Origin of the sequence: Nocardia sp. XZ_19_369 (assembly GCF_015355715.1) — a bacterium.
Classification (GTDB): Bacteria; Actinomycetota; Actinomycetes; order Mycobacteriales; family Mycobacteriaceae; genus Nocardia.
This window is the reverse complement of the sequence record NZ_JACVED010000009.1, coordinates 444,636-467,529: the sequence shown is the minus strand read 5'-3', so window position 1 is coordinate 467,529 and position 22,894 is coordinate 444,636. Positions and strand designations below refer to the sequence as shown.

The following is a 22,894-nucleotide window of genomic DNA, read 5'->3' as shown; positions in this document are numbered from 1 at the left end:
CTCCCCAGTCGAGGCGAATGCGAAGGCTGACCGCTCCAGGTCGGCGTCGTCGGTCCAGTCCATCGGGAACGGGCCGCCGACGCCGACCGCGCCGGCCACCCTTACGTCAGCGGAAGTTCAGAATGAAGTCGTACGTCGCCTCCCGCCCGGTGGGCACGGTACGGACCGTCATCAGCAACCGGCGGTCGAAGATGGAATCGGTGTTGTTTCGTGGCTCGTTGGGGAAATACAGCTGGGTGGTCAGCACCCGCTGGTTGGGGGCCTGCACTTTGACGTGGATGTGGCGGGTGCGGCCCGGGTACAGGCCCGGCACGATGGTCGACAGTTTGAATTGGCCGTTCGCGTCGGTGAATTGATGGCCGCGCCACTTGTAGCCCGAATTGTCGTAGGCGCCTGCGTTGTCGGCCTGCCAGAAGTCCAATAGTGCCTGGGCCACCGGGCGGCAGGAGCGGGTGAACACATAGCCGCTGACCGTCAGGCGGGTGCCCGGGGAGCCGGGTATCACCAGATCGTTCCGGAGTGGCGAGTTCGGCTTGAAGTAGGGGCCTTCGGTTTGTGAAATTGTGGGTGCGTCCCCGTCGTGGCAGGCCGGGGTGGGTTCGAGGTCGTCCGGTACGGCCTGCTGACCTTCGTCGGCGTTGCCGATGCCGACGGCGGCACCGGTCAGTGTCGCCGCGGCGGGCACGGCCAGCAAACCTAATTGCAGCAGGCGTTTCCGAGTAATCGCCTGGGGGAGTTCGGTGTCGTCATCCGGCAAATGGTCGGTGCTCATGATTGTGATCTCCTCGCGAGAGGGTGGGCGGGAGTGTTCAGGTGTCACATCCGTCGGCAATGGGTCATTGCACTACTCGCAATCCGAGCAGCGGGCTGTTGTGCTGCTCAGTAGCCAAACGCCTTGTCGGCGAAGGTATTTCGAGCTCGAATGTGCCAATGACGATAGGTCGTGCACAGCGGGCCGGGCAAGGGGCCGAGTGGCGAAAGAAGTACAACTTTCATTGATGTGTAGCCGGGATATCCAGTGCCTCAAGGAAACTGGTGAGGACCCGAGACTTGCAGCGATGTGTCCCCAGTGACTCCCCGGTTGTCGGATATCGCTGTCGCGGCCCCCGGCGATTCGAATACCCCGGTTGGGGCAGACTGGGGACATTGTCGAATAGCAGGTGAGGATGACCGAATGGCTGAGATCGATGGTCCGCTCGATGCGTTGATCGATACGTATTGTCTGGGATGGAGTGATCCGGATCCGGTCCGGCGGCGGGAATTTCTGGGCGCGGCGTTGGCGGCGGACGCGACGTATACCGATCCGACCGTGCACGCGGTCGGGGTCGAGGAGCTGGCGGCCCACATCGACGGGGTGTTCGCGCAGCAGCCGGGGATGCGGGTGCTGCGGGTCAGCCGGATAGATGCGCACCACGACATGGCTCGGTTCGGCTGGCGGCTGGTGCAGGCGGATGGCACGGCGTTGCCGGACGGGGTGGACTTCGTGGAGGTCTCGGCGGCGGGGCGGATCCGCCGGATCGTCGGGTTCTTCGGCGGGTTGCGCAGCATTTAGCGCGAGTTGAGCTGGTAGTCCAGGCTCCGGCCGGATGTCGATCCGACCTGCTGCGTTCGATAGGTTGAATTTTAGAGTTCGGTAGCCCAAACTTTACCTACCGTTCCATCGATTCACGAAGTAAGGCACACCTGAATGGACATTCCGACTCGGCGCCGATTCCTGGCCGGCGGGGCTGCTGCCGGTGCGGTAGGTGTGGCTTTAGGGGCAGGTGGTGTCCTGGACTCGGCGCCGGCCCGGGCGCGGGAGCACGACCGGCCGGTGCACCAGCACGGCGCGGATCAGCACGGCGGGGGAGCTTCCGGGCCCACGTTCCGCAAGGGCAGCGTCGTCGACCACGAGGCGAACGGATTCGATCCGACGGCCATCCTGCGCGACTTCGACTACGGCCGGGTCACCACCCTCCCCGACGGCCGCACGCTGCGGGAATGGGATGTGTACGCCAGCGACGAGGACATCGAGATCGCGCCGGGGGTGAGTTTCCCGGCGTGGACGCTCAATTCGCGGATTCCGGGACCGACCCTGCGCTGCCGGGAAGGCGACCTGCTGCGGGTCAATTTCACCAACGGCTCGAAACACCCGCACACGCTGCACTTTCACGGCATCCACCCGGCCGACATGGACGGCATTCCCGGCCTCGGCCGCGGCATCATCAATCCGGGGGAGAGCTTCACCTACGAGTTCGACGCCACCCCGTTCGGGCTGCACCTGTTCCACTGCCACGTCGGGCCGCTGGCCGAGCACATCGCGCGCGGCATGTACGGGACGTTCATCGTCGATCCGCCGCAGCCGCGCCCGGCCGCCGACGAGATGGTGATGGTGCAGCACGGCTACAACACGACCTTCGACGGCGAAGGCAATCAGCTCTACGCGGTCAACGGCATCCCGTTCCACTACATGCACGAGCCGATCCGCGTGAAACGCAATGCGCTGGTGCGCATCTACCTGGTGAACGTGCTGGAGTACGACCCCATCAACAGCTTCCACATCCACGGGAACTTCTTCGACTACTTCCCGACCGGAACGCGTTTGGAGCCAACGGAATTCACCGACACCATCGTGCAGGGGCAAGGGCAGCGCGGCATTTGCGAACTGCGGTTTCCGCATCTGGGACAGTACATGTTCCATGCGCACAAGACCGAGTTCGCCGAGCTCGGCTGGATGGGCATGTTCGAGGTGACGGAGTAGCCATGGTGGACATCGAGCGCACCCGCAGGCCGTGGCTGCTCGGCCTGGTCTCCGTCGGATTGCTGGCGATCGCGTTGGTCGGCTTGGCCGTGCTGGGCGGGCGCAGCCTGCCGGAACGTACCGGGCCGCCGGTGGAGGAGATCGCGGTCGAGCAGACCAGGCTCGAGCCGGGGTCGATCGACTTGACGCTGCGCAATACCGGAGCTGATCCGGTATCGGTGGGGCAGATCTTCGTCAATGACGCATACGTCGACTTCACCGGGTTGGACGAGCCGATCGGGCGCTTGGAATCGGCGCGGGTGCGGATCGATTATCCGTGGCAGGACGGTCAGCCCTACCTGGTGTCGATGCTGACCTCGACCGGGCTGGTCATCGAGCACGATATCCCCGCCGCGGTCGAGACGCCTGCGACCAATGCGTCGTTCTTCGGGTTGATGGCCTTGCTCGGGACCTATGTCGGCATCATTCCGGTGGTGCTCGGGATGCTGTTCCTGCCGGTGATGCGGGCCGCCGGTGGTCGGGTCGTGCGGGTATTGCTCGCGGTGACCGTGGGGTTGCTGGCTTTTCTGGCCTGGGAAGGTACCAGCGAAGGCTTCGAGCTGGCGGGTCGATCCGGTGGGGCCTTCGGTGGTACCGCGTTGGTCGTGCTCGGTGCGGTACTGGCCTTCCTCGGGTTGACCGCGGTGGACCAGTGGCTGCGGAGTCGTCGGCAGTCGGCCGCGGTGCAGGGGGCCAGTGGCGTGCGATTGGCGTTGATGATCGCCATCGGTATCGGACTGCACAATCTCGGTGAAGGTCTGGCCATCGGATCTGCCTATGCCGTAGGGGAATTGGCGCTCGGGACGTTTCTGGTGATCGGCTTCGCCATTCAGAACACCACCGAAGGGCTTGCCGTTGTCGCACCGTTGACCGAGCGGCGACCGCCTCTGCTGACCCTGCTCGGACTCGGTCTTGTTGCGGGGGCTCCTGCCATCGTCGGTGCCGTGCTCGGGGCGACGGTCAATAATGCGGAACTGTCCGCGCTGTTGCTCGGGGTCGGTGTCGGCGCGATCGTCCAGGTGATCGTGCAGATCGTGCCGAGCCTGCGGGAACCGGAGGGCAAGGGGATTGCGGTGTCGACGCTCGGCGGTGTTTCGATCGGGTTGTTGGTGATGTATGCGACTGGGTTGTTGGTGACCGCATGATCGACGCACCAGATTCCGGCCGGCCATCCTGCGGCGGCTGCACCAGGCGCAGTGTGCTTGTCGGTGCCGCGGTGGCCGTCGCGGCAACCACTGCTGCGGGCTGCGGCCGAGGCGACGCGGACACCGCACCGGCGCGGGTGCCGCTGGCCGAGGTCCCCGTCGGTGGCGGGCGGATCTACCCGCAGCAAGACCTGGTCGTCACCCAGCCGGTCGCCGGCGATATCCGAGTCTTCTCGGCCACCTGCCCACACCAGGGTTGCCTGGTCGCCCGTGTCCGCGACGGTGCCATCGAATGCGCCTGTCACGGTAGTGGATTCAGCATCAGGGATGGGTCCGCGGTGCGCGGGCCGGCGCGGAAACCGTTGTCCGCGCGCACGTTTGTCATCGAGGCTGCGGAGATCGTGGTCCGGTAGAAAACCATTGGATCATTCGCTCCGCTCCATGTGAGCATCGCGTATGGCTGTCTATCTCGAGACCGACCGACTGACCCTGCGCCACTTCACCGAAAACGACGCCGACCTGCTCATCGAGCTCGACAGCGACCCCGACGTGATGCGCTACCTCTCCGGCGGCGTGCCCACACCGCCGGAGAAGATCCGCAAGGAAACGATTCCCCGGCTGCTCGGCCAATACGAGAAGTGGAACAACACCTACGGCACGATCGCCGCGCACGAGAAGACCGACGGCCAGTTCATCGGCTGGTTCATCCTGCGCCCCGCAGCCGACGGCCCGCTCGACGAAGTCGAACTCGGCTACCGTTTCCGTAAGTCGGCCTGGGGCAAAGGATTCGCGACCGAGGGGTCGACCACCTTGCTCCGCAAAGCGTTCACCGAACTCGGCGTGCGCATGGTCTGGGCCGAAACAATGTTCGTCAATCGCGGTTCGCGGCATGTCATGGAGAAGCTCGGCATGACGCATGTGAAGACGTACCACCCCGAGCTACCCACGATCGAGGGTTCCGAGCACGGGGAGGTTCGCTACGAGATCACTCGTGCGGAGTGGGAACACGACAGCCTGGTGTGAATCGGCGCCCAGCCCACCGGGCAGCCACGTTTACGCGCCATCGGCCGTTGGCCCGAAAAGGTCGGCTGGTCGATCCCTGGCGGAGTTCGTGGCGATGTATGGCAAGCGGCCCTTCGCCAACCGCACCGGGTAGGACAAGCTCGGCTGCCGCACGGTGGAGTAGCTCGATCCGGCGGCCCGCCGAATTGATCACGACGAAATCTGTTGGCCTGATACATGTCAGGTAGCCTCTGCTGAGAGTTGTTGTGTAGCAACACAATTCTCTGACCACTCAGGACGCCGTCCGCGTCGCCGCGGCACAGCGCCAGCGTCGCGTCAGGGCTCGCGAATAATCCTCCGATAATTCCTGAAGCTCCGGTGAAGTGCCACAGGTCGATTTATACTCAGGGTGAAAAGTGTTTCACAACAATTGTTTTGAAAAAATGGGGGTTACCGTGTATCCACGTATCTTACGGACATCGAAGAGGGCGGCTGCGGTCGTAGCGACGCTTGCGGCTGTCGGGGGTTTGACTTTGGCTGGGGCGCCCAACGCGGCTGCCGACGATCAGGCCATATTCGATCTCACCTTCGGTGCGACCTACTACCGTGGCACGATCGAATTCTACAATCGGTCGGTCATCGTCGCCGGCAGCCTCCGAGGCCTGAGCACCGGTTGTCGCCGGGGATGGGCTAGTGCGGAAACTGCCGACGGCGGGACTTTGGACTACAACACTACGAGCGCCACGTGCACGGGGCCCGTTCATCGGGAGATCCACCTCACGGCAGACGTGGCGGGTGGAGCCAGGGTGGTCGAGGTCTGGCTCAAAGACGAAGCCAACGGCAACTTCCTTGTGGGCTGCTCCGTCACGCGCGGAGGGGATCGCTGCGTCCGCATCCCCTAGAGCTCGGTTCGTCGCCGTGGCCAGAAAACAGTGAGAACCCGGCAAGTATCGGGCAGGGCCGTGGGTGCGGGCGCCGTGCGCAGCGGGTAACGGCGAGGGGCGAGAGCGCTGCCCACACATCGGTTCTTCGTAACAGGTCGACCACGCGCCGCAGTCGGAAACGATGCTGCTGCCGATTTACGGATATGTGGGAGCCGGTCTCTGCGATGGATCGGGATCGGCTTTGCTGGTGCTCGGAATTCGGTGATCATCGCGACTAGGGTGACTGCATGGAAGACCATGTGCGGCTGCGGCATTCCTCGTCGTTCGGGGCGGCGGCGCCCGCCTATGCCGAGCATCGGCCGGACTATGCGGCTGACGCGGTGCGTTGGGCGTTGGCGGCCGCACCGGGATCGCGGGTGTTGGATCTCGGGGCGGGGACCGGGAAGCTGACTGGCACGCTGGTTGCCTTGGGTGTTGATGTTGTTGCGGTCGAGCCTGATTCGGCGATGTTGGCCGAGTTGCGTCGTGTGCTGCCGGCAGTTCGTGCCTTGTCGGGTAGTGCGGAGGAGATTCCGCTGCCGGATGGGTCGGTTGATGCTGTGCTGGCGGGGAATGCGTTGCATTGGTTCGATATGGCTGTCGCGGGGCCCGAAATCGCGAGAGTTCTTGCGCCCGGGGGCATTCTGGCTGGGTTGTGGAATGTTATGGACGACCGGGTCGGCTGGGTGGCCGGACTCGAGCGGGTCGGCGGGAGTGTGGCCATCGGTCCGCGTGACACGTTCAGCAGTTGGCGGGAGGCGACGGAGCGGTTGTATCTTCCTGCGACCGGTCTGAATCCCCGGTTCGGGTCGCCGGAGCAAGCCGAGTTTCCGCACGGGCAGCGCCGCACGGCCGACTCCCTCGTCGCGACGCTCGGAACCCGCGCGGGCGTGCTGGTCATGCCGGAGCCGGAACGACAGGCCACGCTCGGCAGCATTCGCGCATTTCTCGCGAGCAGATCGGAGACCTCCAGTGGCGAGTTCACCCTTCCGATGTTGAGTGGGGTACTGCGCGTCGGGCGGCTTCCAGGTCGGTGATGCTGCCGGACATGATGGTCGGCACGTGTTCGGTGAGGTGGTCGAGGGGCCAGTCCCACCAGGCGACGGCCAACAGGCGGGCGATGTCTTCGTCGCTGTAGCGGGTGCGGATGAGGCGGGCCGGGTTGCCGCCGACTATGCCGTAGTCGGGTACGTCGCCGACGACCACGGATCCGGTGCTGATGATGGCGCCGTTGCCGATTCGCACGCCGGGCATGACGGTTGCGCCGTTGCCGAACCAGACGTCGTTGCCGACGATGGTGTCGCCTCGGCTGGGGAGGTCGGTGAGCAGGTCGAAGTGGTTCGACCATGAGCCGCCCATGGTGGGGAAGGGGAAGGTGGAGGGGCCGTCCATGCGGTGATTGGCGCCGTTCATGACGAAGCGGACGCCGGTGCCGAGGGCGCAGAACTTTCCGATGATCAGTTTCTCGGGTCCGTAGTGGTAGAGCACGTTTCGGGTTTCGAAGGCGGTCGGGTCGTCCGGATCGTCGTAGTAGGAGAACTCGCCGACTTCGATCAGTGGTGAGGTGACCAGCGGCTTCAGCAGGATCACGCGCGGCTGGCCGGGCATGGGGTGCAACACCATTGGGTCGGCGGGGATGGGGCTGTCGGGCACGCGAAACTCCTTCGGGGGGTGGGGGATCAGACGGATACCGACGCGCGCAGGTCGAGCTGAGCACCGCGCCAGCGGGCGCGGAGCCGGCGGTCGTGGCTGACGATCACCAGGGCGCCACGGTATTCGGCCAGTGCGGTTTCCAGCTCTTCGACCAGGCCCGGCGACAGGTGGTTGGTGGGCTCGTCGAGCAGCAGCACGTCGACGGACTCGGTGACCAGCCGCGCCAAGGCCAGACGCTGCCGCTGTCCGGTGGACAGGTTTTCGACGCGCGTCGTCAGGCGGGCACGGTCGAACAGGCCGAGGGACAGTAATCGTTCGGCGTGCGCGTCGGTGTCGCCGGTGCGGCCGCGGGCGAAGGCGGCCAGCAGGGTTTGCCCGGGTTCGGTGGGCGGCGGATCCTGCGCGAGGTAACCGACCGTGCCGTGACGAATGATCGTGCCGGTGTCCGGCTCGAGCCGACCGGCCAGTACGCGCAGCAGCGTGGACTTGCCCGCACCGTTCGGGCCCGTGATCAGCAGCCGATCGCCCGCTGTGACCTTGAGACTCGTCCGGTCGAGCCTGCCCGCGACAGCGATATCGGTGGCGTCGAGCACGGTGCCGCGCGCACCACCAACCCGCAGTGTGGGAGCGAACCGAAGCGGTTGTGGTGGCGGCGGAACGGGATCCGCGAGCAGGCGGCGGAGTCGTTCCTCGGCATTGCGAACCCGGCTGGCCAGTGACTGCTGCACCCGCCCACCGGCCCGGTCATAGGCCATTTTGTTGTTGTCCTTCATGGCCCGGCCCGGTGCGACATCGCGGGCGGTGGTGGCGGCGAGTTCGCAGAGCCGCTCGGTGTCGGTTTGCCATTGGGTGTACGACTGGACCCACCGCTGGCGCGCCGCCGCCTTCTCGGCCAGGAATCCTGCATAGCCGTTGCCGTAGCGGATGACTTGTCGCCGGTCCGCGTCGACCTCGAGCAGGCTGGTCGCAACCCGCTCGAGGAAGGCGCGGTCGTGCGAGACCGTCACCGTGGTGCCGCGGCGGGTGCGCAGATGATCTTCCAGCCAGGTCAGGGCGTCGCCGTCGAGATGGTTGGTGGGTTCGTCCAGTAGCAGCACCTCGGTGCCGGCGGCGAGGATCGCGGCCAGGCGCAGTCGGACCTGCTCGCCGCCGGACAGTTCGCCGACCGTGCGGGTGCGGTCCACCAGGCTCAAACCCAGACCGTGCAACGCGCGTTCCACCCGAGCGTCGGCGTCGTAACCGCCGCGTAGCTCGAAAACTGTTGTCAGCTCGCCGTATTCGGCCATCCCGGACTCGTCGCCGTCGGCCATCGCGACCTCGAGGCGGCGCATCCGCTGTTCGAGAGCACGGAGTTCGATCAACGCCCGATCGATGACCTCCTGCACGGTCGAGTGCGGTGGCAGCTCTTCCTCCTGAGCGAGGTAGCCGATCCCGCCGTCGGCGTGCACGACGATCTCGCCGTGATCGGGCTGCTCCCGCCCGGCGAACAGGCGCAGCAGAGTGGTCTTGCCGGATCCGTTCTCGCCGATGATCCCGGTGCGCTCGCCCGCGGCGAGCGAACACGTCACCTCATCGAGAACCGTGGTGCCGTTGAAGGATTTGCTGACCGCTCGCGCGGTGATCTGGGTTGGCATATGCACTCTCCGAAGCGTTCGAGGACGACACGGTCAGCACGGACCGCAGGGCCGGGGAAACACTTCGAAGGAACATCGGCAACCTCACTTAATACGACGACTGTCGCACTAAGGTATCGTGGGGACTCCATCCCGTCAAGCAATCGGACTGCCGACCATGAATTACGCACCTCCACCGGCCGAGCCGGCCCGGCGCCCGGGTGGGCGAACCGCCCGCATCCGCGACCAAGTGCTCGAAGCCGTCAGCGCGGAGCTGACCGAACATGGTTACGACGCGTTGAGCATCGATGCCATCGCCGCGCGGTCGGGCGTGCATCGCGCGACGGTGTATCGCCGCTGGCACGATGTCGGCGGGCTGCTCGCCGACGTCTTCGATGCGGCGAGTCAGCAGCCGTGGGAACCGCGCGACACCGGTTCGCTCCGTGGGGATTTGGCGGCGCTCAACCAGGAGATCCAGGATTCGCTGAGCGAGGAGTCCTCGATCGCGGTGGCGCTGATCGCGGTGTCGTTCCGCTCCGAGGAAGCCGCTCGCGCGCTGCGGCGGTTGTGGGAGGACCGGTATGCGCAGTCCGAGATCATCATTCAGCGCGCGGTGCAGCGCGGCGAACTCTCGCCCGAGGTCGACGCGCGTGCGTTGCTGATCGCCGCTACCGCACCGCTTTACCATCAGTTGGTGCTGCTGCGCACGCCCCCCGACCCGCACCTGCCCGACCGTGCGGCCGTGAGTGCTGCGCTTGCCGCAGCGGCAGGCGCCTTCGTTCCGTCGGCAAACGCTTTCACCCCGCCGCGCTCAGTGGGTACCGAGTGATCAGGCGTTGACGCCGGTTAGTGCGAAGAATTCGTGGCGGGAACGCGGGTCCTCGCGCAGCGTGGAGGTCATGGTGGCCGACCCCTCCAATGCCGGTCATGAATCTCTGTGCGTCAAGGTGTTCGCAGCGCGGATGCGGGGTATGCCGGCGAAGTGTCGAATTACCTGCACCGCAACGTATTCGAAGACGACGTGCTGGAGGTGACCACACCGTTCGGTGACCTGGTGCTGCAGGACGACGACGCACCGCTGCTGCTGATCTCCGCGGGCATCGGCTGCACACCGATGATGGGGATGCTCCGTCAGCTCGCCGACACGGCCGACACCCTGTCGCAGTGCTGCACGCCGATCGCTCACCCAGCAGTCATGCCCATCGCGCGGAACTGACCGAGCTCGTCGAGCGCCTGCCGTTCGCGGTGATGCACCGTTGGTACGAAGACCTCGGCACTCGCCGCTCCGGGCACGGGCCCCGCGAAGGCCGCGCCGATCTCGGCGAAATCACTGTCGCCGGCAACACCAGGGCCTACTTGTGCGGACCGCTGCCGTTCATGCTCGGTATGCGTGCTGCGCTGCTGGAAAAGGGCGTGATGGCAGAGGACATCCATTATGAAGTCTTCGGTCCGGACAGTTGGGCCGTCGCCGGGGATAGCCTGCGTCCAGACCCGTTCGACGCCAACGGATTACAAGCGACAGTCATTGCCCGGTTCTACTATGACAATCGAGTCCGCGACGGCGACAAGTTCTACGTCCGAGCCGACCCCTCGATGTGAACGCAGGAGGTCATCGTGAGGGCAACCGACATCATCGATTACGACGGCGGATCGATCTACCTTCTCGATGACGACCTGACCAAGCAGACGGATACCATCCCCGCGCTCGACACCGGACGTCTGCGGCCCGGAGTCGGGGCAATGGGGATCAAAACCGTCAACGACCGCAGTTACGGTCATCTCGCACGAATCAGTGTGGAAGTCGCGGCCGCTGGATTCCCGGCCGAACCGGCGGACGCCGAGTTCATCGAGGAGAGCAGCTATCTCACAGAGCTGGGGTGTCAACGAATCGGTGACTGCTACTTCGCGGAATGCCAGGGAGAGTTGGCCGCGCCGCTGACACCGCCCGGGCGCGCACGGGTACACGTGCGGCTCTATGAGATCCCTGGCCCGCATGATCCGTATCGGGCCGCCGCGCCCGGCTATTCACCCCGCTTGGTCCCGGTGAATGAGCACCTACTCCTGCACATCTGGAACGAACGCACCGACAGGTAGGCACTTTCGACGTGGCCGGTGTGACTGTATCGACTCCGCTCGTCAGCAGGCGGAGCGCTGGCTCGGGTGTCTGATCGCATTCGACTCCGTCATTGTCCCGGTTGAGTTTTCGCCCGGTAGCCGTGGTTCGCTGCGGGCTTGGGTTGCGGCGCGTGCGCCGGCACAGTTGGGGTAGTAGTCCGGCTACCCGATGTGGCGGATGCCCGACCATAGGTCGCAGTGATGCTGTTGGGCGAACGAGTCGGCGGTGGTGATGTGGTCGCTGGCGAGTTCGAGGGTGCTGCCCGCGGTGGTCGGCCATGGGGTGAGGTCCGGGGTCACCGGGTCGCCGGTGTGCGCGAATTGTGCCCAGCTCTGCTGGATTCGCTGGGAGAGGAGATCGGCGGGCGGGGGTAGGGGGATGTATACGCCCATCAGGCCGGAGAAGACGTAGGGCACCTCCGCGCCGTGGAAGGCCCCTGGTAGCAATGGGTTCCGGCCCAACGGTGCGTCGTTGAACTGGTACTGCCACACCTGTGCGCCACCTCGGCGTGCGGCTTCGGTGGTGAACAGGGCTGGGCAGGCGAAGAATCCGTCCGTGATGACCCGTTCCTTGGCTGCGGCGGGGGTCGCGAGGCTGGAGGGCGGGTATCGGTCCAGAACCTGAGTGCTGTTGTCGCCGAACAGTTTTTGTGCCCAGTTCTGATAGTCGGCTGCGGTGGGGATGGTTCCTTGCGCGTAGTCGAGAAGAGCGATGAAGGTGGCGCCCTCGTCCGCGTTGCTGCCGACGATGAGGGGCATGTCCTGGGCTGCGCCGGCGGCCAGGGCTTGTTCGGGCCCGGTGGTCACCACTACTTCGTCCTGGACCGGGCTCCAACCCACCGCCATCGACGTCAATGCTGTTGCGGGGGAGTTGAGTAGCGCGTCGGCAGGCAGCGTGCGCAGGCAGTGCAGCCGGGTGTGCGGGTCGGCGCAGCAGAGACCGGCGGCGTAGTCGGCGGAGCGTTGGTAGGCGACGTCCTTGGTAGGTGGCTGAAGCGGACTTCGTGCGCACGAACCACTTTCGATGATGGCCTTGTCGAAAAGCCCACGTGCCAGCGGGGAGGCGATTTGGGTGCACACGCTCATGCCGCCTGCTGATTCGCCGAAGATGGTGACATTGCCCGGATCCCCGCCGAATGCGGTGGCATTGTCGCGGATCCAGCGCAGCGCGGCCTGCTGGTCGAGGGTGCCGTAGGTGCCTGCGATGCCGCCGTTGCTGTCGGCCAGCTCCGGGAGGGCGAGGAAACCGAAGGGCCCCACACGGTAATTGGGGATGGCCACGATGACTTTGCCTTCGCGCACCAGCCTGGCGGGGGAGTCGTATTGGGCGTTGGAGCCGAGCACGAAAGCGCCACCGTAGAACCACACCATGACGGGGAGCGCGGTGTCCGCGGCGTGCTGGGGCACGTAGATATCGATGCTCAGGCAATCCTCGCTCGACTCCTGCAACGCCACGTCGATCGGCAGCGGGGACGACTGCGGGCATTGCGGGCCGTGCGCGATCGCCGGACGGACATTGGTCCACGGAACGGCAGGCTGTGGCGGTGCGAAGCGGTGCTCGCCGGCCGCGGGGGCTGCGAAAGGCACGCCGAGGTATTTCACTATGCCGTCGGTGTGCATGCCGTGGATCGGGCCGCCGGTGACGGTCACCGTCGTGTCGGCGGTGGTCGGGGCCGCGTCGGCGCGCGGGTGTGCGACCGCGGACGCTGTGACGGCGAGACTGATCAGGACCGTGGCCAAGGACGACCATCGGGTCGTGGCGGTGCGTGCCCGCATGAAAGCTCCCACAGTATTTATACTTTTGAAACAAAAGCACTGTAAGGCACTCCGGGCTCCCAGGGAACCGTTATCGGGCTTCCGGCACGGTCATTCGCTCAACACGACAAGCAACTGCTGTAGCGCGGGTAGCGCGGACTCCAGCCGTCGGCGCTCGGCGGCGGGTAGCTTCGCGAGGGATTCGCGCAGCATGGCAGCGCTCGCGCGGTCATATCTGGCCAGCAGCTCCCGTGCCGTCGGCGAGGCCACCAGCACCGCCGCCCGTCCATCCGTCGGCGACGGCACCCGCTCGACCAATCCCGCTGCGGTCATCGTCCGGATGAGATTGCTGATCGTCGACTGCGCCACCTTCAGTTCGGTGGCCGCGAGACTCGGCGGCATCCCCTCGGTGCCGACCAGGAGGCGAAGCAGTTCGATCTGCGCCTCCGGCAGATCCGGCAACCCTTCCGCGGCTCTGGTGCGGCGCAGCACCGCCCGCCGCAGTGGGCCGAGCAAGGCGCTGAGCTGCGCCTCGATCGAGACGGCCGACGTCGATTCGGTTCGAGCAACAGGGACATCCACCCGGCCATTCTGCCTGTCGCGGGGTGTTGAGTCCGCGAACGACGGCGGCACTAGCGGTTCGGCCGAGCGGCTCGGATCGTCGTATCTGTGGCGGAATTGTTCGCCCGCCGCCACTCGCTCGGCGCCATACCGTAGGCGGCGCGGAAGCGGCGGGCGAAATGTGTCTGATCTCGGAAGCCGTGGTGGTGGGCGACGGCCGCGATGGAGCGTTGCCTCGCGTCGGGGCGCGCCAGGGTATTTCGCGCACGCTCGAGGCGTTCGGTGATGATCCACTGTTCGAGGCTGAGTCCGGCGCGCTCGCAGAGCTTGTACAGGTAGCGCACCGAGATGTGGTGGGCGCGAGCAATACTGGCAGGATAGAGGTCCGGGTCGAGCAGATGTCGCCGAACATAGTCACGAACCTGTTGCACCAGAACATCTTCGGGCAGCGCCGTGCTGTCTTCGCTGCCGCCGGCCGCCGAGCTGAACAAGGCGCGCACCATCTCGATGCACGCGGCACCCAGCTCGGGTGCGGCCGGATCCGCATGCAGTGCCTCGGCTGATTCCCCCATCAGCGCAATCTGTTTCGTGACCAGCGAAGCGAGCGCGCTGTGCCGAACGGTGCCGAGGACACTGCGGATCATCGCCTTGGGTATTCCCAGCTGATCTTCCGGCAGGAACAGTGCCGTGGTTCCGCCGCCGTGCCAGTCGAGCTCGTACGGAAGGTCGAAATCCATGAAGAACAGGTCGCCCGGCGTGAGCTCGTGTTGCACGTCGCCTTGGGTCAGCCGGGAACAGGCGCGCCGTTGAACCTCGACGGCGACAAGCGAACTCGGCGTCACCCGAACTTGTTTCGGCGTCCGGATCAGCTCGAGGTCCGGCATCTGCGCCTGAACCAGGCTGACCGGACCGAACTGCCACGCATCGAGGTGTGCGTGGACCGGGCGATCCGACGGCTTCAGTACCACGTGGGTCGGCGCCGAGGCCTCCTGCACGGTCGCGACCACCGCCTCCACCCGATCCGCGGGAGCGAGCGCATCGGTGTCCAGCACGACCACCATGTCGATCCTCCTTCATCACCGCTGAATCGACTGCGGTGCACCGTCAGCCGAACCAACGTGCGCACACAGCCGATTGTCCCGCCGTCGCCGACGGTACGGTTCGAATCAGGTGAGTTGACTTCGCGCAACGAGCCATCGAGTGCTTGCTTCAACGCCGCGGCAAACGCTCCCGAGCTGGGCCCGGCTTGTGAGCGAGGTCAGCCCACCGTAAATCCGGCGATCGTGCCGTGTGCGCTAGTCGGGGTCACTGTCCATGATCGGCCGGTTGGCGATGACAGGGAATTCGCCGGTATAGAGCCCTGTTCTTCGAGGACATCGCGGCCGATTCGAACTTTGGTCCGGGGTTACGCGCCCGATCTGATCCCCGGACTGATACGGACCCGCGAGTATGCGGCGGCCGCGTTGATGGCCAGCCCGATCTCGCGCCGGGGATATCACGATGTCGCGGTGGCGGTCACGGCCCGGGTCCATCACCAGCAGGTGCTGCGCCAAGGCAATCGTCGATTCCACCTGCACATCGGTGAGCAAGCCCTGTATACCAGCGTGGGTGGCGATGACCTGATGTTCGCGCAACTGCGACGCCTCATCGCTCTCATGTCCTTCGAGCTGTTGCTCTATGAGCGCACCTTTCGCCGGCTGGCCGAGCAGGCCTCGTTCGGCGAGCAAGCACAACGCCTGATACTTGCCGCAGCAGTCCACCGAGCGCCGAGAAAGGGCCGCCGGTTGCACGAATTGCGTTGAGCAGTATCCGCTGTGACCGGGACGGGGTCGAATGTGCCGGTCACTGCGCTGCGCTCAGCGGTGTCGACAAGCGCCTGCGTCCGCGCAATCATCGGTCATGAAGTCGGACTGCTGAATTGACTTCCCGGCGTGATTTCACTTGCGTCGCAACATTGCCGTAGATGTCACAGATGCGGAGCTGTTGCCAGCGATTAGCTGTCACTGTAGGTTGGTCGGAACATGCGCTATGTACTCGCCCGTACCTCGGCAGTGTTCCGCTCATTGCGGGCGACCCGCGATCGCCCGACTCTGTTTCAGGTGCCGGACGGCACAGACGACCCAGGGGGTTGAGATGAAGCTGCGAATGATCAATGCGCACTCATGGTTCGGCTCGGTAGAGCACGAGCTGGAGTCCTGGCACCGGCAGGCCGCGTGTGCCGAGACCGATCCCGACGCGTTCTTCCCCGACCGGGGCGGCAACGCACGCGACGCCAAACGCGTGTGCTCGTCGTGCGATGTAGTCCGGGAGTGTCTCAATTACGCGTTGGACCATGATCAGAACTTCGGGGTCTGGGGCGGGATGACACCGCCGGAACGACACCGGTTCGCGCGTCGAGGCATCACGGCTCGCCCGAGCGCCACGCGCGCGGTCCCGAAGGTCAAGGCACGGCCGAAGTAGTTTGTCGGCACGAGCGAGGTGGAGACCACGGTGGCTGTCGATCGGCAGGGATCGGCAGCCCGGGCCCAACTCATGAGAAGGCGGCAGGGCGGCTCTCATTGAGCCGGCATACCCGTTCCAAGGCGGTGCGACCTGCAACGATCTGCTCGGTCGCCTTGCGGTGCAACGGATCACGCAACTCCGGCGCTGTCGTCCACAAGTCCTCGATGGCGTGCCTGAGCTGTTGTTCCAGCGCGGTGTCGTCCAGGTGCACGATGCGTAGTCCGGTACCGAACATGCCTGCCAAGCCATGAAACTTGTCGTCGTAGTATTGCGACGACGAGAGCGCAACCGCCGGAATGCCTTGGGACAGTGCGAAAACCGCGAGATGGTAGGTGCTGGTGACGAGGATTCGGCACCGCGAGAGCTGACGTGCCACCTCCTCGGGCGTGCCGGCCCGGCCCACGGCGGGACGGGTGCGCGTAGCGCCGGTGAGCAGTGGCAGCGTGGCGCGGCGGTCCTCGGAGTCGTACTCGGAGATGATCAGCGGTACCAGCGGAGCGGCGAATTGCCTTGCCTGCGAACGCAGTACGGAACCGAGGACGGCGCGGGTCGTCCCGTCGATCTTCGAATAGTCCGCGACCCGCAGACTCAGGCCGATATCGGTACCGATCTCGGCACGCCGCAGTCGGTGACCGAATTCGACCGCGTCGTCGCCGGTCACCAGGATTCGGTCGGGATGCACACCGAGATCAGCGAGCAGTTGTGGTCCGCGCCGGCCCTCTCGTAGGGCGATGAGGCCGATACTCGGTAGCACTGCAGCCGCCCGTTCCAACAGCTGCGGATTGCGCATCGGGCCGATGCCCTGCCCGATCATCGCGGTGGGAATGCCCAGGGAGACAGCCTGTTCCAGCAGGTTCAGGGTGCGATGAGCCTGGTACAGGTCGATGTCGGTCAGATATCCGCCGCCCTGTGCGATCACGAGGTCCGCCTCCGCGACCGCGGCAGGCACCGGTGGTAGTTCGAAGTCCGTCGCGGCCACGTGACTGCGCATCGCGTTCTTCGCGGTATCGCGCAGGCGTCGCAGGTGCTCTTTGGGCGCATCCGAGGCTGCCCGCCACCGCAGCGCCGCCGACCCGGTCCACGCCGCCGCGCCGGAACCCGCACGGCTCCACTGCCCACCCGATTCGGGGCAGATCGGCTCCGCACCGCGCACCAGCGCCCGCAGAACTCGCGGTTGATCGGTCAGCATTCCGATTCGCGCGTCCGGCCAGTGCTCCCGCAACCGGCGCACGGTGACCGCCATCATCGCGATGTCACCCCGATTGCGCAGTGCGTACTCGCCGTTCTCGACCAGCACTCGAATCTGATCGGCGCCCATGCCGAATCCACTCATGGTCAGTAGGCCCCGGCGCCACTCGCGACGGTGGTGATCGTCTTGGCGATGATCTTCAGATCCATGCCCTTCGACAAGTTGTCCACGTAGTAGAGGTCCAACCGCATCGCGTGCTCGGGCGACAGATCCGACCGCCCGCTGACCTGCCACAGCCCGGTGATCCCCGGTTTGACGAGAAGCCGGCGCCGCATGACCTCCTCGTAGGCGTCGACCTCGCGCCGCACCTGCGGACGCGGACCGACGATGCTCATCTCGCAGCGTACGACGTTGAAGAACTGGGGGAGTTCGTCCAGGCTGTACTTGCGCAGGACGCGGCCGAACGGCGTGATGCGCGGATCGTTGCGCAGCTTGAAGAAGACCGGGTTACCGCCCGCCTCCTCGATCAGCGCAGCCACGTGCTGGTCCGCGTCGAGGTACATGCTCCGGAACTTGATCATCCGAAAAGGTCTGCCGTGTTTGCCGATCCGCTCGGAGTGGTAGAAGACCGGTCCCCGGCTGGTGAGTTTCACCAGCAGCGCGATGACGATGAGCGTCGGCGCCAGGGCCAGGATCGCGAGGAGGGCGAAGCACACGTCGAAGGCGGTCTTGCCGAGGGGCTCGGTCCGGCCCACCGGGGTGGTGGCCGAGTCGGCGGCCGGTCCGGAGGCGACGCGCGACTTGCGCATGGCTAAACGCATGGGCCCACGTTCCTATTTCATCGACTGATTCCCGGATATGGACGGTCGTTATTCTCCGATCCATGGCGGAAATTGGGATTGAAGAGAACTGTGCGCCGAGTGTTGCAGATCGTGTTCGGAATGAGAACGACCGTTTTGCCACTGAGATGCGGCTCACAGGAAGTGGAGTTAGCTATATATTTGCGAAACCACCTCTGTGCTGCAGAAAGTGGTGCGCAGCCGGGTCGGATCGAACTTGAAGCTGACATTTATATGGCGCTTAAGATTGTGAATTACCAGTACGTTGCTGTGCGGTATTAGGTAGTTTACGGCGGAGTGTCGCGACGGGAGGGTCCTGCCTTTCCGCTGGTCGGATGCGCTGGTAGGGGCCGGGTTTGGCGGAAATCCGCAGGGGTATGTGGATTGCTATAAGTGTGCTGTGTGTTGTATATCTGGGTTGAGTCATTGCTATCCGGCCGAAATCATGTGAGCATGGCCCGTCCGAGTTCTGTCGCCGAATAGGAGTGAAGTTTGCCGATTGTCAGCAGCCTTCTGTTCGGCTGGACCAGGCGGGAGTTCGCGTGATTTGTCGGGTTTGCGAATCGACGCTGGTGAGTGTTCTCGACCTGGGTTCTTGCCCGCCCTGCGAGAAATTCTTAACAGCAGATGAACTCGATGAAGCGGAGGTGAATTACCCGTTGCATTTGCGGTTGTGCCCGGAATGCTTGCTGCTGCAGATTCCGGCGCTGATCACGCCGGAGGATACGTTCACCGAATACGCCTACTTCGCCGCCTACTCCGAGAGCTGGGTCCGGCACGCGAAGTCCTTCGTGGACCAGGCGATCACGCGCTTCGACCTCGATGCCCGGTCACTGGTGGTCGAAGTGGCGAGCAACGACGGTTATCTGCTGCAGCATGTGGTCGCGGCCGGTGTGCCGTGCTTGGGTATCGAACCGTCGGTCAATGTCGGCGCGGCAGCGCGGGCGCGCGAGGTCCCCACAGTCACCGCGTTCCTGGACGAGGAGCTGGCGGGCAAGATCCGGGCCGAGCACGGACCCGCGAACCTGGTGGTGGCCAACAACGTCTACGCCCACGTGCCCGACCTGCTCGGCTTCACCCGATCACTGCGCGAACTGCTGGCCGACGACGGCTGGCTGTCCATCGAGGTGCATCACGCGCTGAACCTGGTGCGCCTGGGCCAGTTCGACACCATCTACCACGAGCACTTCCAGTACTACACGGTGCTTTCGGCGCAACGCGCGCTCGCCACCGCCGGCTTGAGCGTGGTCGACGTCGAACACCTGACGACCCATGGCGGTTCGATACGGATCTGGGCCAGGCCGGACGCCGTCGCCCTGCCGGGTCGGCGGGTCGCCGCGGCGCTGGCGCAAGAGGCGGCCGCGGGTCTGCATCAGGTGGACGGCTACGCCCAGCTGCGCCCGCGCACCGAGGCGGTCCGCCATGATCTGCTGCGCTTCCTGCTCGACCAGCGCGCCGCGGGCAAACGCGTCGTCGGCTACGGCGCACCGGGCAAGGGCAACACCCTGCTCAACTACTGCGGCATCCGCACCGACCTGCTCGAGTACACCGTCGACCGGAATCCCTACAAGCACGGACGCTTCACCCCCGGCACCCGGATCCCGATCCACCCGCCGGAGCGCATCGAGGCCGACGAACCCGATGTCGTGCTGGTGCTGCCCTGGAATCTCGAAACCGAGCTCACCGCCCAGCTGCGCCACATCGGCGACTGGGGCGGCGAACTCGTCTACCCACTGCCCACCCTGCGTCGCGCGGAGCTGTCATGAAAGTTGTCCTGTTCTGTGGTGGCTACGGCATGCGCATGCGCAACGGCACCGACGATGTGATCCCCAAACCCATGCAGATGGTCGGACCGCGCCCGCTGATCTGGCACGTCATGCGCTACTACGCGCACTACGGGCACAAGGATTTCATCCTGTGCCTCGGTTACGGCGCCAGCCACATCAAGAACTACTTCCTGACCTACCAGGAGTCGGAGTCCAACGATTTCGTGCTGCGCGGCGGACAGGTCGAGCTGCTGGACTCCGATATCAGCGACTGGACCATCACCTTCGTCGACACCGGCGTCGACTCCGCCATCGGCGAACGGCTGCGGCGCGTCAGCGGGCATCTGACCGGCGAACAGTACTTTCTCGCGAACTACGCCGACGTCCTCACCGACGCGCCGCTGGACCTGATGATCGACAAGTTCGTCGACACCGGCGCGGCCGCGTCGATGCTGATCGTCCCGCCGCAGTCGTCGTTCCACTGCGTGGACATCAGCACCGAGGGGGAGGTCAAGAACATCACTCCCGTTGCGCAACTGCCGATCTGGGAGAACGGCGGCTATTTCGTGCTCACTCCGGAGGTGTTCGATCTGCTGCCGCCCGGTGGCGATCTGGTCGAAGACGCCTGTGGCACGCTCGCGCGACAGGGCAGGCTGTTCGGCTACCGGCATCTCGGATTCTGGAAACCGGCCGACACCTTCAAGGAGCGCGCCGAACTCGAGGACGGCTACCACCGCGGCGAGCGCCCCTGGATGGTCTGGGAGGGCAGTGCGGCTCTAGAGGTGGTGTCGTGAAAGCCCTAGGCCTCGCACCGATTACCGAGATAGCGGTGCTCGGTGCCCACTGCGACGATATCGCCATCGGACTCGGCGGCACACTGCTCACCCTGGTGAAAAGCGTTCCGGCGCTGATGGTTCGAGCGCTGGTGCTCAGTGGTGCCGGTACTCGCCGGGAGACGGAGGAGCATGCGGCATTCGCGGCGTTCTGTGGTGCCGCCACAGTGGAACTCACTGTCCTGGATGTGCCGGACGGTCGCGCGCCCGCGCATTGGGAGCGGGTGAAAGACGCGGTCGCTGCCCTGCGCCGCCGCGGTGAGGCGGATCTCGTGTTCGCCCCGCACCGCGACGACGCGCATCAGGACCACCGGCTGCTCGCCGAGCTGGTGCCGACCGAGTTCCGAGACCATCTGGTGCTCGGCTACGAAATTCTCAAGTGGGAGACCGACACCGTGCGCCCCACTGTCTTTCATCCGCTGCTGCCCGGTATCGCCGAGGAGAAGGCGCGTCTGCTGCTGAAACATTATCCCTCGCAACAGGACCGGGATTGGTTCACGGAGAGCGCCTTTCTCGCCTCGGCGCGGGTGCGTGGCGTGCAGTGCCACGCGGAGTATGCCGAGGCGTTCGTGGCCGAGAAGGCCGTCGTCGAGTTCGGAGGGGCGTGACATGCGGGTACTCGTCACCGGACATCAGGGCTACCTCGGCACTGTCATGGTGCCTGTCCTGCGGGCCGAGGGACACGAGGTGACCGGACTGGACGTCGGTTACTTCGCCGACTGCGTGCTCGGTGCGGCGGTGGACGATCCGCCGGGCTTCGCCGTCGACCTGCGCGACGTCACGCTCGACCAGCTCGCCGGATTCGACGCGGTGGTGCACCTCGCCGCGCTGTCCAACGATCCGCTCGGGGCACTGGCACCCCGGATCACCCACGACATCAACCATCACGCCTCGGTGCGGCTCGCTCGGTTGGCCAAGGCGGCGGGCGTCCGCCGGTTCCTCTACGCGTCGACCTGCTCGGTCTACGGTGCGGCAGGCGACGAACTCGTCACCGAGGACGCGCCGCTGCGCCCGTTGACCCCGTACGCGGAGAGCAAGGTTCGCGTCGAGGACGACCTGCTCGCGCTCGCCGACTCCGGGTTCGCCCCGGTATTCCTGCGCAACGCAACGGCTTTCGGGTTCTCGGCGCGATTGCGGGCCGACATCGTGCTGAACAATCTGGTCGGCTACGCGGTGCTGACCGGTGTGGTGCAGGTACTTTCGGACGGCACGCCGTGGCGACCGCTGGTGCACGCGCAAGACATCGCGCGCGCCTTCGCCCGGTGCCTCGCCGCGCCCGTCGACGCCATCCACGGCGCGGCCTACAACATCGGCACCGAGGCCAACAACTGCACCGTGGCCGAGATCGCGCACATCGTGGCCGAGACCGTTCCGGGCGTGCGGTTCGACATCGCCGGCACCTCCGGTGCCGACTCCCGTTCCTACCGAGTCGATTTCGCCAAGGCTCGGCAGAAACTGGCGTTCGAGGCGGCGTGGAGCATTGCGGACGGCGCGGCGGAACTGCACCGGGAGTACCTCGCCCGCGGCCTCACCGCCGACGACTTCACGCACAAGTTCACCCGGCTCGCACAGCTGAACGCACTGAAAGACAGTGGGGTGCTCGATGATTCCCTACGCCGGGTCAGTGCCTGACGTGGGCGAGCAACTCGCGCCAGCTGCCCGCCGCCGCGTCGCGGGCCGAGACCACCGTAACCGGTTGCGGCCACGCGATCGCCAGGTCGGGGTCGTCATAGGCGACGCCGAGGTCCTGCGCCGGATCATGCGCCCGGTCGATCCGATAGCACACGTCGGCGACCTCGGTGAGCGCCTGGAATCCGTGCAGGAAGCCGGGCGGCACGTACAGATGCCGGAAGTCGTTGTCGTCCAACAGAAAGGCCTGCTGGTGCCCGAAAGTGGGCGACTGCGGCCGGATATCGATCAGCACATCGTGCACGGCGCCGTGCGCGCACCGCACCAGCTTCGCCTCGCCCGGCCCGGACCGGCCGTGCATCCCGCGAATCACGCCACGGACCGAACGGGATTGGGAGTCTTGGACGAACGCCGCCGCCGTCCCGGACGCGCCGAGGTAGGCGTCGAACTCGACGGCATCGAAGGTCCGGGTGAACAGGCCTCGATCGTCGCGGAACGGCTCCGGAGTGAGAACCAGGACGTCGGCGAGATCGGTCGGCTCGATGCGCACCAGGCCATCGTGCCCGACGGCACGCCGCACGCGTCGGCGG

The 22,894-nt window shown here is 65.6% G+C and carries 22 protein-coding genes and 2 pseudogenes; 15 read left to right on the top strand and 9 right to left on the bottom strand.

Annotated features, from left to right (window positions below; all coding sequences use genetic code 11):
* Positions 1 to 106: 106 nt before the first annotated feature.
* Positions 107 to 772, bottom strand: a complete 666-nt coding sequence (locus IBX18_RS32645) for a dioxygenase (RefSeq protein WP_194837323.1) — start codon at positions 770 to 772, stop codon at positions 107 to 109.
* Between the two features lie 402 nt (positions 773 to 1,174).
* Here IBX18_RS32645 and IBX18_RS32640 point away from each other — a divergent pair, with 402 nt between their 5' ends.
* The 6 genes from IBX18_RS32640 (at position 1,175) to IBX18_RS32615 (ending at position 6,886) form a co-directional block, all read left to right on the top strand.
* Positions 1,175 to 1,552 carry a nuclear transport factor 2 family protein gene (locus tag IBX18_RS32640; protein ID WP_194837322.1) on the top strand — a complete coding sequence of 126 codons (378 nt, stop codon included), beginning with the start codon at positions 1,175 to 1,177 and terminating at the stop codon, positions 1,550 to 1,552.
* Positions 1,553 to 1,687: 135 nt separating this feature from the next.
* Positions 1,688 to 2,740 carry a multicopper oxidase domain-containing protein gene (locus IBX18_RS32635; RefSeq protein WP_194837321.1) on the top strand — a complete coding sequence of 351 codons (1,053 nt, stop codon included), beginning with the start codon at positions 1,688 to 1,690 and terminating at the stop codon, positions 2,738 to 2,740.
* A gap of 2 nt (positions 2,741 to 2,742) precedes the next feature.
* Positions 2,743 to 3,924 (top strand): ZIP family metal transporter, encoded by a 1,182-nt coding sequence (locus IBX18_RS32630; RefSeq protein WP_194837320.1) that lies wholly within the window; start codon positions 2,743 to 2,745, stop codon positions 3,922 to 3,924.
* A complete protein-coding gene (locus tag IBX18_RS32625; RefSeq protein ID WP_194837319.1) occupies positions 3,921 to 4,337 on the top strand; it encodes a Rieske (2Fe-2S) protein in 417 nt (138 codons plus the stop codon). Before IBX18_RS32630 ends, IBX18_RS32625 begins: the two co-directional genes overlap by 4 nt.
* A 43-nt stretch (positions 4,338 to 4,380) precedes the next feature.
* Complete coding sequence (locus IBX18_RS32620) at positions 4,381 to 4,947, top strand: GNAT family N-acetyltransferase (RefSeq protein ID WP_194837318.1); 567 nt, start codon at positions 4,381 to 4,383, stop codon at positions 4,945 to 4,947.
* 1,150 nt (positions 4,948 to 6,097) lie between these two features.
* Complete coding sequence (locus IBX18_RS32615) at positions 6,098 to 6,886, top strand: class I SAM-dependent methyltransferase (protein ID WP_194837317.1); 789 nt, start codon at positions 6,098 to 6,100, stop codon at positions 6,884 to 6,886.
* On the opposite strand, the gene IBX18_RS32610 is transcribed toward IBX18_RS32615, so the two are convergent.
* Together IBX18_RS32610 and abc-f are read right to left on the bottom strand one after the other, a co-directional pair.
* Positions 6,831 to 7,502 carry a CatB-related O-acetyltransferase gene (locus IBX18_RS32610; protein ID WP_373889244.1) on the bottom strand — a complete coding sequence of 224 codons (672 nt, stop codon included), beginning with the start codon at positions 7,500 to 7,502 and terminating at the stop codon, positions 6,831 to 6,833. The two genes, IBX18_RS32615 and IBX18_RS32610, sit on opposite strands and share 56 nt — an antisense overlap.
* A 26-nt stretch (positions 7,503 to 7,528) precedes the next feature.
* Positions 7,529 to 9,136: a ribosomal protection-like ABC-F family protein gene (gene abc-f / locus IBX18_RS32605; RefSeq protein ID WP_194837316.1), complete on the bottom strand. Its 1,608-nt coding sequence runs from the start codon at positions 9,134 to 9,136 to the stop codon at positions 7,529 to 7,531.
* 157 nt (positions 9,137 to 9,293) lie between these two features.
* Here abc-f and IBX18_RS32600 point away from each other — a divergent pair, with 157 nt between their 5' ends.
* The 3 genes and pseudogenes from IBX18_RS32600 to IBX18_RS32590 all read left to right on the top strand — a co-directional run bounded on the left by IBX18_RS32600 (position 9,294) and on the right by IBX18_RS32590 (position 11,209).
* On the top strand, positions 9,294 to 9,944 hold the full coding sequence (locus IBX18_RS32600) for a TetR/AcrR family transcriptional regulator (protein ID WP_194837315.1): 651 nt from the start codon (positions 9,294 to 9,296) through the stop codon (positions 9,942 to 9,944).
* Between the two features lie 144 nt (positions 9,945 to 10,088).
* Positions 10,089 to 10,579: pseudogene (locus IBX18_RS32595) on the top strand (hemin transporter); the annotation flags it as partial.
* Between the two features lie 150 nt (positions 10,580 to 10,729).
* A complete protein-coding gene (locus IBX18_RS32590; protein ID WP_194837314.1) occupies positions 10,730 to 11,209 on the top strand; it encodes a hypothetical protein in 480 nt (159 codons plus the stop codon).
* A 183-nt stretch (positions 11,210 to 11,392) separates the two neighbouring features.
* Here the strand turns inward: IBX18_RS32590 and IBX18_RS32585 are convergent, their stop codons facing one another.
* The 3 genes from IBX18_RS32585 to IBX18_RS32575 form a co-directional block, all read right to left on the bottom strand.
* Entirely contained in the window at positions 11,393 to 13,006 is a 1,614-nt protein-coding gene (locus IBX18_RS32585; protein ID WP_194837313.1) for a carboxylesterase/lipase family protein, read from the bottom strand.
* Positions 13,007 to 13,096: 90 nt separating this feature from the next.
* Complete coding sequence (locus IBX18_RS32580; protein WP_306796515.1) at positions 13,097 to 13,567, bottom strand: MarR family winged helix-turn-helix transcriptional regulator; 471 nt, start codon at positions 13,565 to 13,567, stop codon at positions 13,097 to 13,099.
* A 50-nt stretch (positions 13,568 to 13,617) separates the two neighbouring features.
* The gene (locus tag IBX18_RS32575) at positions 13,618 to 14,607 is read right to left on the bottom strand and encodes a helix-turn-helix domain-containing protein (protein WP_194837312.1); all 990 of its coding nucleotides are present in this window, start codon (positions 14,605 to 14,607) and stop codon (positions 13,618 to 13,620) included.
* 333 nt (positions 14,608 to 14,940) lie between these two features.
* Here IBX18_RS32575 and IBX18_RS32570 point away from each other — a divergent pair, with 333 nt between their 5' ends.
* Together IBX18_RS32570 and IBX18_RS32565 are read left to right on the top strand one after the other, a co-directional pair.
* Positions 14,941 to 15,348, top strand: coding sequence for a Scr1 family TA system antitoxin-like transcriptional regulator (locus IBX18_RS32570; RefSeq protein WP_194837311.1), 408 nt, complete (start codon positions 14,941 to 14,943; stop codon positions 15,346 to 15,348).
* Positions 15,349 to 15,679: 331 nt separating this feature from the next.
* Complete coding sequence (locus IBX18_RS32565; protein WP_306796514.1) at positions 15,680 to 16,006, top strand: WhiB family transcriptional regulator; 327 nt, start codon at positions 15,680 to 15,682, stop codon at positions 16,004 to 16,006.
* A 70-nt stretch (positions 16,007 to 16,076) separates the two neighbouring features.
* Here IBX18_RS32565 and IBX18_RS32560 read toward each other — a convergent pair whose 3' ends face one another.
* On the bottom strand, positions 16,077 to 17,366 hold the full coding sequence (locus IBX18_RS32560) for a polysaccharide pyruvyl transferase family protein (protein ID WP_194837391.1): 1,290 nt from the start codon (positions 17,364 to 17,366) through the stop codon (positions 16,077 to 16,079).
* 17 nt (positions 17,367 to 17,383) lie between these two features.
* A pseudogene (locus IBX18_RS32555) lies at positions 17,384 to 17,986 on the bottom strand (sugar transferase); the annotation flags it as partial.
* 632 nt (positions 17,987 to 18,618) lie between these two features.
* Here IBX18_RS32555 and IBX18_RS32550 point away from each other — a divergent pair.
* Genes IBX18_RS32550 through IBX18_RS32535 form a run of 4 tightly spaced genes read left to right on the top strand, consistent with a single transcriptional unit; the run spans position 18,619 to position 22,307 of the window.
* Positions 18,619 to 19,842 (top strand): class I SAM-dependent methyltransferase, encoded by a 1,224-nt coding sequence (locus IBX18_RS32550; protein ID WP_194837390.1) that lies wholly within the window; start codon positions 18,619 to 18,621, stop codon positions 19,840 to 19,842.
* Positions 19,839 to 20,636, top strand: a complete 798-nt coding sequence (locus IBX18_RS32545; protein ID WP_194837309.1) for a glucose-1-phosphate cytidylyltransferase — start codon at positions 19,839 to 19,841, stop codon at positions 20,634 to 20,636. The genes IBX18_RS32550 and IBX18_RS32545 overlap by 4 nt, the downstream gene beginning before the upstream one ends.
* Positions 20,633 to 21,283: a PIG-L deacetylase family protein gene (locus IBX18_RS32540; protein WP_194837308.1), complete on the top strand. Its 651-nt coding sequence runs from the start codon at positions 20,633 to 20,635 to the stop codon at positions 21,281 to 21,283. The genes IBX18_RS32545 and IBX18_RS32540 overlap by 4 nt, the downstream gene beginning before the upstream one ends.
* 1 nt (position 21,284) lies before the next feature.
* The gene (locus IBX18_RS32535) at positions 21,285 to 22,307 is read left to right on the top strand and encodes an NAD(P)-dependent oxidoreductase (RefSeq protein WP_194837307.1); all 1,023 of its coding nucleotides are present in this window, start codon (positions 21,285 to 21,287) and stop codon (positions 22,305 to 22,307) included.
* Here IBX18_RS32535 and rfbC read toward each other — a convergent pair.
* A complete protein-coding gene (rfbC, locus tag IBX18_RS32530; RefSeq protein WP_194837306.1) occupies positions 22,297 to 22,854 on the bottom strand; it encodes a dTDP-4-dehydrorhamnose 3,5-epimerase in 558 nt (185 codons plus the stop codon). The two genes, IBX18_RS32535 and rfbC, sit on opposite strands and share 11 nt — an antisense overlap.
* Between the last annotated feature and the right edge of the window lie 40 nt (positions 22,855 to 22,894).